This window comes from Burkholderia sp. AW33-5, from assembly GCF_053427615.1.
In genome coordinates this window covers 228,059-242,271 of record NZ_JBSAXA010000001.1, presented here as the reverse complement: position 1 = coordinate 242,271, position 14,213 = coordinate 228,059, and the positions used below count along the sequence as shown (strand labels likewise).

Below are 14,213 nucleotides of genomic sequence, written 5' to 3'. Positions count from 1 at the left end.
ACCGGCCTCGCCTGCCGACCGTGGCGCTAAACCGTCCCCGGCAACGCGCTCGACACGAGCACCGCGGCCACCATCAGCACGCCGGCCAGCACGACCGCCTCGATCCGCAACACCGCGCCGAACCGTCGCAACAGGCCGGCCGGCGTCGCGGCCGCCGGATCCTTCAGCGCGGCCAGCAGCTTCGGCATCTCGAAGAAGCGGTTGTGTCCGCCGAGCGCCGCCGCGATCAGCACGAGCGCGAGCTTGAACAGCAGGATCTGCCCGTACGTCGACCCGAGCAGGTTCGCGGGCGTATCGACACCGCGCCAGCCGTTGTAAGCGCCGGTCGCGAACAGCACGATCAACGCATACGTTGACGCATCGGACAGCGACTGCACGAACGATGCGCCAGTCGCGCGTTCGCTCGCGGGCATGCCGGCAAGACGCGGCATCACGCCGAACGCCGTCACGAACACGAGCCCGACCCACGCGCTGATCGCCAGCAGATGCAGCCAGTCGACCCATACCGGCACGCTGAACAGGCCCGCGTCGACCGGATGCCCGCCGTTGCTGCGCGCGAGTGCGACGCCCGCGAGCGCGGCCCAGATCGCGAACGGAAAGCGCGTATCGTTCGCACACCGGAACAACGACAGCAGCACGACGACCGCCGTGAACACCGCGCCGGCCAGCCACGCATGGCCGAAGCCGGTGCCGGCGAGCATCGCGCGGACGGCCGGCCCGGCGTCCAGCATCGACACGTCGCTCATCAGCGCGCAATGCGCCCAGAACGCGGTGACGCTCGCGAGCAGCGACACGCTGGACGCGATGCGCAGCGTCGCGACGAGACGCCGCGCGATGCCGCGCTGCCACGCCGACTCGCCACGCGCGAGCCAGTGGCTGCCGAGCAGCGCGCCGACGACGACGGCGAACCCGGTGTTCTGGATCGCCACGGACACGAGCCTCAAAAGGCCGACGAAGCCCTCGTTCACCCCTTCACCCTGAACGAATAGGCGCCCTTGGTGCGATGCGCGTCGGCCGTCATCGCCACCCACTGCACCGTGTACGCGCCGGGCGCGAGCTTCGGTACCGCGACGGTCATCACGCGCGGGTTCGACGCATCGACTTTCGCCTTTTCGTGCGCGACGGCATTGCCGTTCGCGTCCGATACCTTCACCGAGCTGAACGCCGGTTCGAGGTCTTCGTTGAACGTCAGCCGCAACGTGTCGGGCGCGGTGTCGACCGCGCTGCCCGTCGCCGGTGCGGCGCTTTCCAGCTTGCCGTGCGCGAATGCCGCGGCCGGCACGGCGGCGGCGATCGCGCCGGCCGCGGCGAGGGCGGCCAGCCGCCCGAGGGGGGTGATCTTCATGGTCACGCCCGGCGTCACGGCTTCTTCAGCTCGACGACGGTCAACGCGCCGCCCACGTCCTCGGCGACGAAGTCGACCTTGTCGCCCACCTTCACCTGCGACAGCATCGCCGGGTCCTTCACCTTGAACGCCATCGTCATCGCGTCCATCCCGAGGTTGTCCAGCGGGCCATGCTTGATCGTCAGCTTGCCGGCGCCCGTGTCGATCTTGCGGATCTCGCCGTGCGACATCTCGTGCTTCGCGGCGGCGCCCTGCATCGCGCCGCCGCTCATGTCCATGCCGGCCATGTCGCCGGCCGCGTACGACGCGGCGGAAAACGCCAGCATGCAACCCGTTGCAATCGAAACCAGTTCCTTCTTCATCGTGCGTGCTCCTGAGTGAATGAAACGAAAACCGGCGGCCGCGTCATCACGGCCGCCGCGTGCTGCCCGCGGCTCAACCGTCCGGCAATTCGCCGGTGTATTCGTACGCGACGGTGCCCTTCGGATGCCGGAACCAGCCCGGATCGCGATAATCGTTGCGGCCGAGGCCCTGCCGGACCTTCAGCACCGTGAACATGCCGCCCATCTCCAGCGGCCCGAACGGGCCGGTGCCCGTCATCATCGGCAGCGTGTTGTCGGGCAGCGGCATTTCCATGCCGCCCATCGCGCCGCCCGTGCTGCCCATCGCCATGTAGTCGGGCACGAGCTTGCCGATCTTCTTCGCGAGATCCTTCTGCGGCACGCCGATCAGGTTCGGCACCTGATGACCCATCGCATTCATCGTGTGATGCGACTTGTGGCAATGGAACGCCCAGTCGCCCGGACGATCGGCGGTGAACTCGATCGCGCGCATCTGGCCGACCGCGACATCGGCCGTCACCTCCGGCCAGCGCGCCGCCGGCGGAATCCAGCCGCCGTCGGTGCCGGCCACCTCGAAGCTGTAGCCGTGCAGGTGGATCGGATGATTCGTCATCGTCAGGTTTCCGAAACGAATCCGCACGCGGTCGCCCGCCCGCACCGGCAGCGGGTCGATGCCCGGGAACACGCGCGAGTTGAACGTCCACATGTTGAAGTCGGTCATCTCGTTCACGCGCGGCGTGTAGCTGCCCGGATCGATGTCGTACGCGGCGAGCAGAAAGACGAAGTCGCGATCGACCGGCATCGTCGCGCGATCCTTCGGATGCACGATGAACATGCCCATCATCCCCATCGCCATCTGCACCATCTCGTCGGCGTGCGGGTGATACATGAACGTGCCGTGCGCCTCCAGCTGGAACTCGTAGACGAAGGTCTTGCCGGGCGGAATGTGCGGCTGCGTGAGGCCGCCGACGCCGTCCATCCCGTTGGGCAGCCGCAGCCCGTGCCAATGGATCGTCGTGTGCTCGGGCAGCCGGTTCGTCACGAAGATCCGGACCTTGTCGCCTTCGACGGCCTCGATCGTCGGGCCTGGCGACTGGCCGTTGTAGCCCCACAGGTTCGCGTTCATCCCGGGCGCCATCTCGCGCACGACGGGCTCGGCGGTCAGGTGGAATTCCTTCCAGCCGTTCTTCATTCGCCACGGCAGCGTCCAGCCGTTCAGCGTCGCGACGGGCGTGTACGGACGGCCGTTGGGCGGCACGAGCGGCGGCTGCGTGCCGGCCTTCGCCATCGTGGGCGCGTCGGGCAGCGACGCCGCGCCAGCCTTGCTGACCATCGCCGCACCGAGCAGCGCGGCGCCCGAACCGCTGAGAAATTGTCGACGGGACACCATGTCAATGACCTTCCGGATGCGTTGCGGGCGCCGGTTGCGCCACGGGTGAAGAAGCCGGCTGCGGCGCAGCGTCGGTCGTGGGTGCGGCGGGCGTGTCCGCGCGCTGCGTCGGCTGCGCGTTCGGCAGACGGCCGCCGACGGCCGCCTGCAGATCGGTTTCGGCGAGCCAGTAATCCTTCAGCGCGTCGATGTAGCCGTTGACCGCGCCGACCTGTTCGCGCGCATCGCTCAGCAACTCGAACACGCTCGCGAGCATCCCGTTGTAGCGCAGCAGCAGTTCGTCCGAGATCGTCTTGCGCAGCGGCACGACTTCGTCGCGATAGTGCTTCGCGACGTCGTAGCTCGTCGTGTATGCCGCGTACGATTCGCGCACGTCCGAGCGCGCGTCGATCGCCGTCTGCGCGAGCCGGTTCGCCGACTGCATGTAGACGGCCTCGGCCCGTGCGACCTTCGCGCCGCCCCAGTCGAACAGCGGAATCTCGACGCTGATCTCGTAGCCGTGCTCGTGCCCCTTGCCGGTCTCGTAGTTGTTCACGTAGCCGAGATCGACCGCGTTGACGAAGCGCGTCGCCTTGCTGAGCCCGAGCGACGACGCGACGCCCTGCGTCTGCAGCTTCGCGGCCTGGATGTCGAGGCGGTTGTTCATCGCATAGCGTTCGAGATCGGGCAGATCGGGGCGTGCCTTCGGCAGGTCGGGCAAGCGCTCGGGCAGCGCGTACCGCGTGCGCTCGCCCCACAGCCCCATCGCGCGCGTGAGCTTCTCGCGCGCGGCCACGGCCTGCTGCTGCGCCTTCGCCTGCTGCGCGACGGCATCCGCGTGGAACGCCTGTTCGCGTGCGTAGTCGAGCCGGCTGAAGTTGCCGGCCTGGCGCATGCGCTGCGCGAGCTCGGCGCCGGCGCTCGCGGCGTCGCGGACCTGTCGCGCATAATTCGCGGCCTGCTCGGCGGCGACGGCTTCGACATACGCGCGGCGCGCGTCGGCCGCGACCTTCAGCATCGCGTCGGCGGTTTCGAGCCGGGTCTGCTCGAAACGGCGGCGTTCGATGTTCGTCGCGAGCGGCAGCGTCAGCAGCGCGAACACGTTGGCCGAGAACGTGCGGCCGAGGCTCAGTTCGCCGTCGCCGGCCCGCGTGCGGCTGAACGAGAAGCGCGGGTTCGGCAGCCGGCCGGCCTGCACGAGATCGGCCTCCGACAGCCCGAGTTCCGCGTACGACGCCTGCAGGCCACGGTTGTTCAGCAGTGCGAGCTGCACCGCGTCGTCCATCGACAGCGGCTTCTCGAGCAGTTCCTTCGTCCGCTTGTCGACGGCCGCGCGGTCGGCGTCGGTCCTGACGATGACGGCGTCCTTCCCGATGCGCTCCGATGCGACGGACGACACGGCGTCGAAGCCGCCGTCCTTCGAGAACGTCGTGCAGCCGGCGAGGAAGGCCAGCACGAGCACGGTCGCGCCGATTCGCGGTGAAATCGCAAGTCTCGTCATTGCGCGGCCCCTCCGTGCATCGAATGGGACGCGCCGGCTGCCGCATTGCCGGGTTTCGCGTGTCCGGCGGTGTTTCCCTTCGCGGGCCGCGCCATCACGTCCCGGTTCAGTTGCTTCCAGCCCGGGCCTGCGTCGTCCCGATACGGCACGTAGCCGTCGAACGCGGACGTCACCGTGACGTCCGGCACCGACGCGGCCGCGTCGGCCGGATCGGGAAAGGCGGTTTGCGCGGGCGCGAGCGACGGCACGAGCGCCGCCGCGCCAAGCAGCGCCGCAGTAATCAATCGCATGGATGTTTCTCGTCGTGAGTCGTGCGGCGGACGTCGCGCGTTCGCCGGCACGGTTTGCGGATCGCGGCCGTTTGGCCGCGGGCACGAATTAGACGGGAATCCGGCGTGGCGGCCGGTCGATGCCGCCGGTCAAAAACGACACGACGACCGTCGACGGTGCGGACGAGACGATCGCGAGCCCGACGTCCGACGTAACGGACACGGCGGGCGCCTCCGCCATACCCGAGCCGAAACAGCAGGACCCGCAGGCGGAACAAGGCGTCGCATGGCGTGCGTGGTCGTCGTGCTCATGCCGCTCGCCGTGCGCGCCCGGCATCGCATGCGACGCGGCCTGGGCATCGGCGCCGGCCCCCGCGTGCGGTGCGGCAGCGGCAGCGCCCGCGCACGGCGTCGACACGGTCGCGAACGACTGGATCGGCACGCACAGCGCCAGCAGCACGACGAGGATGAATTTGCGCCAGTACGACATGGATGCGGAATCACGCAGACAATGACCGGATGAACGGGAGCAGCGTCGCGACGACGCGCTCCGGATACAAGACGGCCGCAGCTTATCGCCGCCGGCGTGACGACGACATGGCCGAAACATGACCGAATTTTCATGAAGTGCGGCGACGCATCGCACGCATGCTTCATGACAATTCCGTCATCCGGCGGTCATCTTTCGCGCACGCGCTGCGCCGTAAGCTCACGCGTTACACTGACCGGCTGGAATCACGAACGGCCTGCTCCACCATGCGGATACTGATAGTCGAAGACGAACCCAAGATGGCGTCGTACCTCCGCAAGGGGCTGACGGAGGCGAGCTACACGGTCGACGTGGCCGAGAACGGCCAGGACGGGCTGTTCCTCGCGCTGCACGAGGATTTCGATCTCGTCGTGCTCGACGTGATGCTGCCGGAACTGGACGGCTTCGAGGTGCTCCGCCGGCTGCGCGCGCAGAAGCAGACGCCGGTGCTGCTGCTGACGGCCCGGGAGGCGGTCGAGGACAAGGTCACGGGGCTCGAACTGGGCGCCGACGACTACCTGCTGAAACCGTTCGCGTACGCAGAGTTCCTCGCCCGCATCCGTTCGCTGCTGCGGCGCGTGCCGCGCAATTCCCGCGAAATCCTGCAAATCGCCGATCTCGAAGTCGACCTGATCAAGCGCCGCGTGCGGCGCGCCGACGCCCGCATCGACCTGACCGCGCAGGAGTTCGCGCTGCTGCAGCTGCTCGCGGAACGCGAGGGCGAGGTGCTGACGCGCACCTTCATCACGTCGCAGATCTGGGACATGAATTTCGACAGCGACACGAACGTCGTCGATGCGGCGATCAAGCGCCTGCGCGCGAAGATCGACAACGCATACGAGAAGAAACTGATCCACACGATCCGCGGGATGGGCTACGTGCTCGAGGATCGCGCGTGACAAGCGGCCCCGCACCCTATTCGCTGGTCCGGCGCCTGACGCTCGCGTTCGCGGTCGTGGCCGCGCTCGTGTTCGCGCTGACCGGCGCGTATCTGTATCGCTCGCTGTCCGCCGAGTTGACCCGGCGCGACGACATCGAGATCGCCGGCAAGCTCAACCAGTTCCTGCAGCTCGCGCGGGCGAGCGGCTCGACCGCCGCGTTGCGCGCCGATCCGGCCGTCTTCCACGAAGTGCTGCTGTCGCATCCGGGCGTCTATCTCGGCATCTACGACGGCGCGAACCATCCGCTCGTCGAACACACCGACGAAGCCGGCCACACGCTCGCGTCGGTGATCGCGCGGCCGCAGCCGGCCGGCGCAGCGGGCGCGGCGGCCAGCCCGTTCACGTGCTCGCCGCCCGGCATCGGCACGTCGCGCTGCGTCCGTGCCCGCGCCACGCTGCCGTCGGGCGAAACCGTTCAGATCGCGCTGGCGCGCACGGCGGCGGATCGCCAGTCGCTGCTGGAAAGCTATCGCGTCGACATCTGGCTCGCGGCCGCGCTCGGCGCGCTGCTGGTCGGCGCGCTCGGCTACGCGGTCGCGTCGCGCGGCCTGCGTCCGGTCGAGAGCCTCGGCCGGCAGACGTCGCGCATCGAGGCGCACAACCTGACCGCGCGCCTCGATGCGCGCGGCGGCCCGATCGAGCTGCGCGAACTCGCCACGTCGGTCAACCGGATGCTCGACCGGCTCGAGCGCGCGTTCGTGCGGCTGTCGCAGTTTTCGTCCGATCTCGCGCACGACATGCGCACGCCGCTCGCGAACGTGATCAGCTCGTCGCAGGTCACGCTGTCGCGTGCCCGCACCACCGAGGAATACGAAGCGCTGATCGATTCGAATATCGAGGAATGCGAACGGCTTCAGCGGATGATCGAGAACATGCTGTTTCTTGCACGCACGGACAATGCGCAACAGCACCTGAAGACGGTCGAACTCGACGCGGGCAACGAATTGCGCCGGCTCGCGTCGTATTTCCAGGCGCTGTCCGACGAGACCGGCGTGCGCCTCGACGTGCACGGCGCAGCGCCGGTCGTCGCGGACGCGACGCTGTTCCGGCGCGCCGTCAGCAACCTCGTCTCGAACGCGCTCGAACACGCGGAAGCCGGATCGACGATCGAGCTGGCCGTATCGACCCGGCCCGGCTACGCGGTCGTCGAAGTCACGAACCGCGGCGTCGCGATTCCACCCGAACAGATCGAGCGGATCTTCGAGCGCTTCTACCGGATCGATTCGTCGCGGCACGGCGCGGCGCGCAACACCGGGCTTGGGCTCGCGATCGTCAAGTCGATCGTCGAGCTGCATCGCGGCAAGGTCGAGGTCGCGAGCCGCGACGGACGGACGACCTTCGCGCTGCACTTCCCGGCCCGCGTTTCGTGACATGCGGACGATGCCGCCGCGCGCGCATGCCGATTGCTTCCCGACACGGCATGGCATCCGTCACGGCGCGGCTTGACCGCGCGCTTGCCGAAAGCGGCCGGCTCGGCTAGACTGGCCCTCGTCTTTGGGGAGTAGCCTGCTTTCCATCCCCGGAAAGCGAACGCGTCAACACACTCGGCCTGCGGCCGTGGCGCATTCGGCCGAATCGGTCTGGCGAGACCATCGACGCATCGCGTCGTTCCTGGTCGGACGTCGGCAGATGCGTCATGGTTCGTCCACGTCCGACCACGGAGTCCCCATGTTCCTTCCAGCCTTCCCCCAGCGTTTCGTTCGCTGCATCCGTTCCGCCCCTGCCGGCGTGCCTGCCTGCGGAGGTGCCGCATGACGTTGATGCTCGTCGAACTGGCGTTCATGCTGATCGTCATCCTGATCGCTGCCGAACTCTTCACGAATGCGCTCGAACATCTCGGCGAGCGGCTGAAGATTTCGGAAGGCGTGACCGGTTCGCTGTTCGCCGCCGTCGGCACCGCGCTGCCCGAAACGATGGTGCCGTTGCTCGCGCTCGCGGGCGGCACGTCGAACGCGGCCGTGAACGAGGAAATCGGCGTCGGCGCGATTCTCGGCGCGCCGCTGATGCTCGCGACGCTGACGACCTTCCTGATGACGCTCGCCGTGATCCGCTCACGCGGGCTGACCGGCACGATCGCGCCCGAGCGCACCGGCTTCGTGCGCGACCTGAACTACTTCATCGCCGCCTTCACGCTCGCCACCATCGCGATGTTCGTCCCGCATCACGTGTGGGCGGTCCGCGCGCTGCTCGCCGCGATGCTGGTCGGCATCTACGTGATGTACGTCTTGATGACGTTCCGCGCGTCGACGCAACTCGTCGACGCCGGGCACGGCACCGAGGCGCCGCATGCGATGTTCCTGTCGCGCGTCGGGCTGCCGACCAACCTGGCGACCATCGCGCTGCAACTCGCGCTCGGCGTCGCGTTGCTGGTCGGCGGTGCGAAGGGCTTCATTCACGGCGTCGAGGGCGTGTCGCACCTGCTCGGGATCTCCGCGCTGCTGCTGTCGCTGATCATCGTGCCGATCGCGACGGAATTGCCGGAAAAGGTCAACAGCGTGCTGTGGATCCGCCGCAAGAAGGACACGCTCGCGTTCGGCAACATCACCGGCGCGATGGTGTTCCAGGGCACGCTGCTGCCGGCGATCGGCATCATGCTGACGCCGTGGGAACCGCGCCCCGAAGTGCTGACCGGCGTGGTCATCACGCTCGCGGCGGCGGTGTGGCTGCGCGTGAATGCCCGCGCGCGCGGGCTCGCGATCTGGGCGTTGCTGGCGAACGGCGCCGGGTACGTCGGCTATCTGTTCGTGACGCTGACGCGCTGAAGGCGCGGATCGGGCGGTCGCCCGACGACGCTCGACGCGGGCGGCCATGCCGCCCGCCTTCCCGCGCTTACGACACCTTCACGAGCTTGACGATCGTCAGCGTGCCGTTGACGTTCTCGACGCGGACCTTCACCTTGTCGCCCGCGTGAACCTCGGCGAGCATGGCCGCATCCTTCGCCTTGAACGCCATCGTCATCGGCGGCATCCCGACGTTCTCGAGCGCGCCGTGCTTCAGCGTGATCTTGCCGCTCGCGAGGTCGATCTTCTTCACCTCGGCATCGGTCAGCACGGCATTCGATTCGGCCGCGGCACCCGACGACATCTTCATGCCGGACATGTCCATGCCCGACATGTCGCCCGCGGCCAACGCGGGTACGGCGAACGCGCCGGCGGCGAAAACCGCGGCGGCGGTGGCGATCAATTGATTCATCTTCATCGAGATTCTCCGGTTGGGGTGGATGGCACGTTCATGCCGTGAGGAACTGCATCGGACTGCCGCTGACGGCTCGCGCCTCGCGCGCGACGGCGCTGAAGCAGAAGCCATGCGGCGGGAATGACGAACATCGACAGCAAAGGCGCGGTGACCATGCCGCCGACCATCGGCGCAGCGATACGCTGCATCACTTCGGAGCCGGCGCCGTGTCCGACCATGATCGGCACGAGGCCGGCCAGCACGACGGCGACCGTCATCGCTTTCGGCCGCACGCGCAGCACCGCGCCTTCGCGAATCGCGTCGAGCAGCACCGCATCGGTCAGCGGCGCGCCGGCATCCAGGCGGCGCTGCAGCGCGCCCTTCAGGTACAGCAGCATCACGACGCCGAACTCGGCGGCCACGCCCGCCAGCGCGATGAAGCCCACCGATGTCGCGACCGACACCGCATGCCCCAACGCCCAGACGAGCCAGAAGCCGCCGACCAGCGCGAACGGCACCGTCGACATCAGCAGCAGCGCATCGGCCGCCGAGCGGAACGTGACGAACAGCAGCACGAAGATCACGACGAGCGTCAGCGGCACCACGGTGCGCAGCGTCGCCGCCGCGCGTTCGAGATACTCGAACTGCCCCGACCACGCGATCGAATAGCCGGGTGGCAACGCGACCCGTTGCGCGACCGCCTGCTGCATCGCGCGAACCGCCGTGCGCAGGTCGGTGCCGCGCAGGTCGACGTACACGTAGCCGGACAGCCGCGCGTTCTCGCTGCGGATCATCGGCGGCCCGTCGGCGATCGCGACGCGCGCGACGTCGCCGAGGCGGATCTGCGCGCCGCGCGCGGTGACGACCGGCAGTTGCCGCAGGTTCTCGAGCGAATCGCGGATCTCGCGCGGATAGCGGATGTTGATCGGGAAGCGCTCTCGCCCCGCGATCACTTCGCCGACATCCTCGCCGCCCACCGCCGACGACACGACCGCCTGGACGTCGGCCACCGACAGCCCGTAGCGCGCGGCGGCGAGCCGGTCGACGTCGACGTCGATGTAGCGGCCGCCGTTCAGCCGTTCCGCGAGCGCGGACGTGACGCCCGGCACGCGCTTCACTGCCGCCTCGACCTGCGTCGCGATCGCGTCGATTCCCGTCAGGTCCGGCCCGGAAATCTTCACGCCGACCGGCGTCTTGATGCCGGTGGACAACATGTCGAGCCGGTTGCGGATCGGCGGCACCCACACGTTCGACAGGCCCGGCACCTTCACCGTCCGGTCGAGTTCGTCGACGAGCTTCTCCGGCGTCATCCCCGGCCGCCATGCGCTGCGCGGCTTGAAGCGGATCGTGGTTTCGAACATCTCGAGCGGTGCGGGATCCGTCGCCGTATCCGCGCGCCCCGACTTGCCGAACACCGTGTCGACCTCGGGCACGGTCTTGATCAACCGGTCGGTCTGCTGCAGCAGTTCACCCGCCTTGTCGGCCGAGATGCCCGGCAGCGCGGTCGGCATGTACAGCAGGTCGCCTTCGTCGAGCGGCGGCATGAACTCGCCGCCGAGCCGCGACAACGGCACGACGGTCAGCAACAGCGCGACGATCGCGACGCCGATCGCGAACCACGGGCGCCGCAGCGTCGCTTCGAGCAGCGGCCGGTACACGCTGACGAGCACGCGGTTGATCGGATTCGCGTGCTCGGGCGGAATGCGGCCGCGCACGAGATACCCCATCAGCACGGGCACCAGCGTCACCGACAACCCGGCCGCGGCGGCGATCGTGTAGGTCTTCGTGAACGCGAGCGGCGCGAACAGCTTGCCTTCCTGCCCTTCGAGCGAAAACACCGGAATGAACGACAGCGTGATGATCAGCAGCGAGAAGAACAGCGCCGGCCCGACCTCCGCGGCCGATGTCGCGACAAGCTCCCAGCGGCGCGCGGCCGTGATCGGCTCGCCGGGATGCGCATGGTCGTAAGCCTCGAGATGCTTGTGCGCGTTCTCGATCATCACGATCGCCGCATCGATCATCGCGCCGATCGCGATCGCGATGCCGCCCAGCGACATCAGGTTCGCGTTCACGCCCTGATGACGCATCACGATGAACGCGGCGAGCACGCCGAGCGGCAGCGACAGGATCGCGACGAACGCGCTGCGCAGGTGGAACAGGAACACCGCGCAGACGATCCCGACGATCACGAACTCCTCGATCAGCTTGTCCCTGAGGTTGTCCACCGCGCGCTCGATCAGTTGCGAGCGGTCGTAGGTCGTGACGACGTCGACGCCGGGCGGCAGCGAACGCTTCAGATCGGCAAGCTTCGCCTTCACCGCATCGATCGTCGTCAGCGCGTTCTTGCCCGACCGCATCACGACGACGCCGCCCGCCACCTCGCCCTGCCCGTTCAGCTCCGCGATCCCGCGCCGCATCGCCGGGCCGACCTGGATGCGCGCGACGTCGCCGAGCAGCACCGGCGTGCCCGCGTCGTCGGTGCGCAGCACCACGTGCCGGAAGTCGTCGAGCGTGCGCAGGTAGCCGGACGAACGCACCATGTACTCCGACTCGGCCAGCTCGACGACCGATCCGCCCGATGCCTGGTTCGCCTTGCCGAGCGCGTCCGCGACCGCCGCCTGCGTGATCCCGTACGCGCGCAGCCTGTCCGGGTCGAGCACGACCTGGTACTGGCGCACCATGCCGCCGATGCTCGCCACTTCCGATACGTCCGGCACGGCTTTCAGCTCGAACTTCAGGAACCAGTCGTTGAGCGCGCGCAGTTGCCCGAGGTCGTGACGGCCGGTGCGGTCGACCAGCGCGTACTCGTACACCCAGCCGACACCGGTCGCATCCGGCCCGAGCGACACGGTCGCGCCGGCGGGCAGGCGGCTCTGCACCTGGCTCAGGTATTCGAGCACGCGCGAACGCGCCCAGTACGGGTCGGTATGGTCGTCGAACAGCACATAGACGAACGCGTCGCCGAACGACGAGTACGCGCGAACGGTTTTCGCGCCCGGCACGCCGAGCAGCGTCGTCGTCAGCGGATAGGTGACCTGATCCTCGACGACCTGCGGCGCCTTGCCCGGATACGACGCCTTCACGATCACCTGCGTGTCCGACAGGTCGGGCAGCGCGTCGAGCGGCGTCTGTCGCAGCGAATGAACGCCCCATGCCGCGATCAGCACGGTGGCGAGCAGCACCAGGAAGCGGTTGCGGACGGACCAGCGAATCACGTGCGCGATCATCGTGCGCCTCCCTGCGGCTCGACCTTCGTCAGTCGATAACCGTCATCGGTCTGCTCGAACGCGAAACGCACGGTCTGGCCGGCCTTCACGTCCGCGAATGCGTGCGCCGACGGCTTGCCGAACGCCATCGTCATCGCGCCCCAGCCGAGCGCCGGCACCGGCTGATGCGAGAACGTGATGTCGTCGTCGGTGACCTTCTCGACCTTGCCGATCGTTTCGTACACCGGAGGGGTCGCGGCGGCGGACGCGGCGGACGCGGCGGACGCGGCGGACGCGCTGGCGCCGGCCGCGCGCGCCAGCCGCGGCAACACGCTTTTCAGGCTCGCTTCCGAATCGATCAGGAACTGCCCTGATGCCACCACCGTTTCGCCTTCGTGCAATCCGTCGAGCACTTCCGTGTCGCCGCCGATGTCGTTGCCCACCGTCACCGACACCGGCTGCAGACGGCCGTCGCCGCTCTTCACGATGACGATCGAGCGCGTGCCGGTCGCGATCACCGATTCGGACGGCACCAGCAGGCGCGACACCGACTTGCGCGCCGCGACGCGCACGCGCATCAGCATGCCGGGCGTCAGCTCGAGCGCCGCGTTGTCGATCGCCACGCGTGCCTGCAGCGTGCGGCTGCCCGTGCTGATACCTGGCAGCACTTCGCGGATGCGGCCGGTGAAGTGCCGTGCCGGGTCGCCCGCGAAGGTTGCGTCGACCGACATTCCCGGCTGCACGTTCAGCGCGAGCGCTTCCGGCACCTCGACGACGAGCCAGAGCGTCGCCAGCCCGGCGATCTTCGCGAGCGTCTGCCCCGGCGCGACCATCGCGCCGTCCCGCACGTTCAGTTCGCTGACGACGCCGGTTTCCGGCGCGCTCAGCACGACGTGCGTCTGCGCGCGGCCGGTGCGATCGAGCGCGGCGATCATCGCGTCGGGTATCGACAGCGCACGCATCCGTGCGCGGGACGCATCGAGCAGCGTGCCGTCCATCCCGCCCCGCTTGAGCGCGAGATATTCCTCCTGCGGCGCAAGCCATTCCGGCACGAACAGCGATGCGATCGGCGCGCCCTTCTCGATGCGCTGCATCGGTGTCCGTGCGTAAAGCCGGTCGATGTAGCCGGTGACGCGCGACTGCACGACGTCCGCGCGCGATTCGTCGAATTGCGTCGTGCCCACCGCATCGAAGCCGTCCGCCGTCTGCTGGCGGCGCACGACTGCATAGCGGATGCCGAGGTTCTGCTGCAGGCCCGGATCGATCCGGATGCCCGGTGCGCCACCGGCTTCATCCGTATAGACGGGCTGCAGCTGCATGTCCATGAACGGCGATTTCCCCGGCTTGTCGAAATGCTGGTTCGGCACCATCGGGTCGTGCCAGTACAGCACCTTGCGTCCCGCCTGCGGATCGGGCATGGCCGCCGTCGTTCCCGCGCCGCCCGCTGCATGGCGCATGCCCGCGACATACCCCGCGCCGAGCAGCGCCGCGCCGGCAACGGCCAGCGTCGCCACGCGCGCCAGTGATTGCTTCGTCAT

Annotated in this window: 13 protein-coding genes and 1 riboswitch; of the genes, 3 read left to right on the top strand and 10 right to left on the bottom strand. The window is 68.5% G+C overall.

All coding sequences use genetic code 11. The features are described 5' to 3' along the window. Window positions 1-26: 26 nt before the first annotated feature. The 7 genes from ACV22V_RS01165 to ACV22V_RS01135 form a co-directional block, all read right to left on the bottom strand. Window positions 27-968: a copper resistance D family protein gene (locus ACV22V_RS01165; protein WP_448012749.1), complete on the bottom strand. Its 942-nt coding sequence runs from the start codon at window positions 966-968 to the stop codon at window positions 27-29. Further along, entirely contained in the window at window positions 965-1,345 is a 381-nt protein-coding gene (gene copC / locus ACV22V_RS01160) for a copper homeostasis periplasmic binding protein CopC (protein WP_448012748.1), read from the bottom strand. The genes ACV22V_RS01165 and copC overlap by 4 nt, the downstream gene beginning before the upstream one ends. 14 nt (window positions 1,346-1,359) lie before the next feature. Beyond that, entirely contained in the window at window positions 1,360-1,707 is a 348-nt protein-coding gene (locus ACV22V_RS01155) for a copper-binding protein (protein ID WP_059692489.1), read from the bottom strand. A gap of 73 nt (window positions 1,708-1,780) precedes the next feature. Further along, entirely contained in the window at window positions 1,781-3,076 is a 1,296-nt protein-coding gene (locus tag ACV22V_RS01150) for a multicopper oxidase family protein (RefSeq protein WP_059698850.1), read from the bottom strand. Window position 3,077: 1 nt separating this feature from the next. Further along, entirely contained in the window at window positions 3,078-4,556 is a 1,479-nt protein-coding gene (locus ACV22V_RS01145) for a TolC family protein (protein WP_448012747.1), read from the bottom strand. Then, the gene (locus tag ACV22V_RS01140; RefSeq protein ID WP_448012746.1) at window positions 4,553-4,846 is read right to left on the bottom strand and encodes a hypothetical protein; all 294 of its coding nucleotides are present in this window, start codon (window positions 4,844-4,846) and stop codon (window positions 4,553-4,555) included. The genes ACV22V_RS01145 and ACV22V_RS01140 overlap by 4 nt, the downstream gene beginning before the upstream one ends. A gap of 88 nt (window positions 4,847-4,934) precedes the next feature. Further along, the gene (locus ACV22V_RS01135) at window positions 4,935-5,315 is read right to left on the bottom strand and encodes a hypothetical protein (RefSeq protein ID WP_448012745.1); all 381 of its coding nucleotides are present in this window, start codon (window positions 5,313-5,315) and stop codon (window positions 4,935-4,937) included. A 266-nt stretch (window positions 5,316-5,581) separates the two neighbouring features. Here ACV22V_RS01135 and ACV22V_RS01130 point away from each other — a divergent pair, with 266 nt between their 5' ends. From ACV22V_RS01130 to ACV22V_RS01120, 3 genes are all read left to right on the top strand, one after another. Next, window positions 5,582-6,253, top strand: coding sequence for a heavy metal response regulator transcription factor (locus ACV22V_RS01130; RefSeq protein ID WP_059533764.1), 672 nt, complete (start codon window positions 5,582-5,584; stop codon window positions 6,251-6,253). Continuing rightward, complete coding sequence (locus tag ACV22V_RS01125) at window positions 6,250-7,665, top strand: heavy metal sensor histidine kinase (RefSeq protein WP_448012744.1); 1,416 nt, start codon at window positions 6,250-6,252, stop codon at window positions 7,663-7,665. Before ACV22V_RS01130 ends, ACV22V_RS01125 begins: the two co-directional genes overlap by 4 nt. A 114-nt stretch (window positions 7,666-7,779) precedes the next feature. After that, window positions 7,780-7,955, top strand: a riboswitch (yybP-ykoY riboswitch). A gap of 91 nt (window positions 7,956-8,046) precedes the next feature. Next, entirely contained in the window at window positions 8,047-9,057 is a 1,011-nt protein-coding gene (locus ACV22V_RS01120) for a sodium:calcium antiporter (protein ID WP_059533760.1), read from the top strand. A 67-nt stretch (window positions 9,058-9,124) separates the two neighbouring features. Here ACV22V_RS01120 and ACV22V_RS01115 read toward each other — a convergent pair whose 3' ends face one another. Genes ACV22V_RS01115 through ACV22V_RS01105 form a run of 3 tightly spaced genes read right to left on the bottom strand, consistent with a single transcriptional unit; the run spans window position 9,125 to window position 14,213 of the window. Continuing rightward, on the bottom strand, window positions 9,125-9,493 hold the full coding sequence (locus ACV22V_RS01115) for a copper-binding protein (RefSeq protein ID WP_448012743.1): 369 nt from the start codon (window positions 9,491-9,493) through the stop codon (window positions 9,125-9,127). Further along, complete coding sequence (locus tag ACV22V_RS01110) at window positions 9,490-12,696, bottom strand: efflux RND transporter permease subunit (protein WP_448012742.1); 3,207 nt, start codon at window positions 12,694-12,696, stop codon at window positions 9,490-9,492. Before ACV22V_RS01110 ends, ACV22V_RS01115 begins: the two co-directional genes overlap by 4 nt. Next, entirely contained in the window at window positions 12,693-14,213 is a 1,521-nt protein-coding gene (locus tag ACV22V_RS01105) for an efflux RND transporter periplasmic adaptor subunit (RefSeq protein WP_448012741.1), read from the bottom strand. Before ACV22V_RS01105 ends, ACV22V_RS01110 begins: the two co-directional genes overlap by 4 nt.

What these genes read in the sequence shown, in the direction of transcription:
- copC (WP_448012748.1), bottom strand. Translation starts at nt 1,345, where the DNA reads ATGAAGATCACCCCCCTCGGGCGGCTGGCCGCCCTCGCCGCGGCCGGC.
- ACV22V_RS01155 (WP_059692489.1), bottom strand. Translation starts at nt 1,707, where the DNA reads ATGAAGAAGGAACTGGTTTCGATTGCAACGGGTTGCATGCTGGCGTTT.
- ACV22V_RS01150 (WP_059698850.1), bottom strand. Translation starts at nt 3,076, where the DNA reads ATGGTGTCCCGTCGACAATTTCTCAGCGGTTCGGGCGCCGCGCTGCTC.
- ACV22V_RS01145 (WP_448012747.1), bottom strand. Translation starts at nt 4,556, where the DNA reads ATGACGAGACTTGCGATTTCACCGCGAATCGGCGCGACCGTGCTCGTG.
- ACV22V_RS01140 (WP_448012746.1), bottom strand. Translation starts at nt 4,846, where the DNA reads ATGCGATTGATTACTGCGGCGCTGCTTGGCGCGGCGGCGCTCGTGCCG.
- ACV22V_RS01135 (WP_448012745.1), bottom strand. Translation starts at nt 5,315, where the DNA reads ATGTCGTACTGGCGCAAATTCATCCTCGTCGTGCTGCTGGCGCTGTGC.
- ACV22V_RS01130 (WP_059533764.1), top strand. Translation starts at nt 5,582, where the DNA reads ATGCGGATACTGATAGTCGAAGACGAACCCAAGATGGCGTCGTACCTC.
- ACV22V_RS01120 (WP_059533760.1), top strand. Translation starts at nt 8,047, where the DNA reads ATGACGTTGATGCTCGTCGAACTGGCGTTCATGCTGATCGTCATCCTG.
- ACV22V_RS01115 (WP_448012743.1), bottom strand. Translation starts at nt 9,493, where the DNA reads ATGAAGATGAATCAATTGATCGCCACCGCCGCCGCGGTTTTCGCCGCC.
- ACV22V_RS01110 (WP_448012742.1), bottom strand. Translation starts at nt 12,696, where the DNA reads ATGATCGCGCACGTGATTCGCTGGTCCGTCCGCAACCGCTTCCTGGTG.
- ACV22V_RS01105 (WP_448012741.1), bottom strand. Translation starts at nt 14,213, where the DNA reads ATGACGAAGCAATCACTGGCGCGCGTGGCGACGCTGGCCGTTGCCGGC.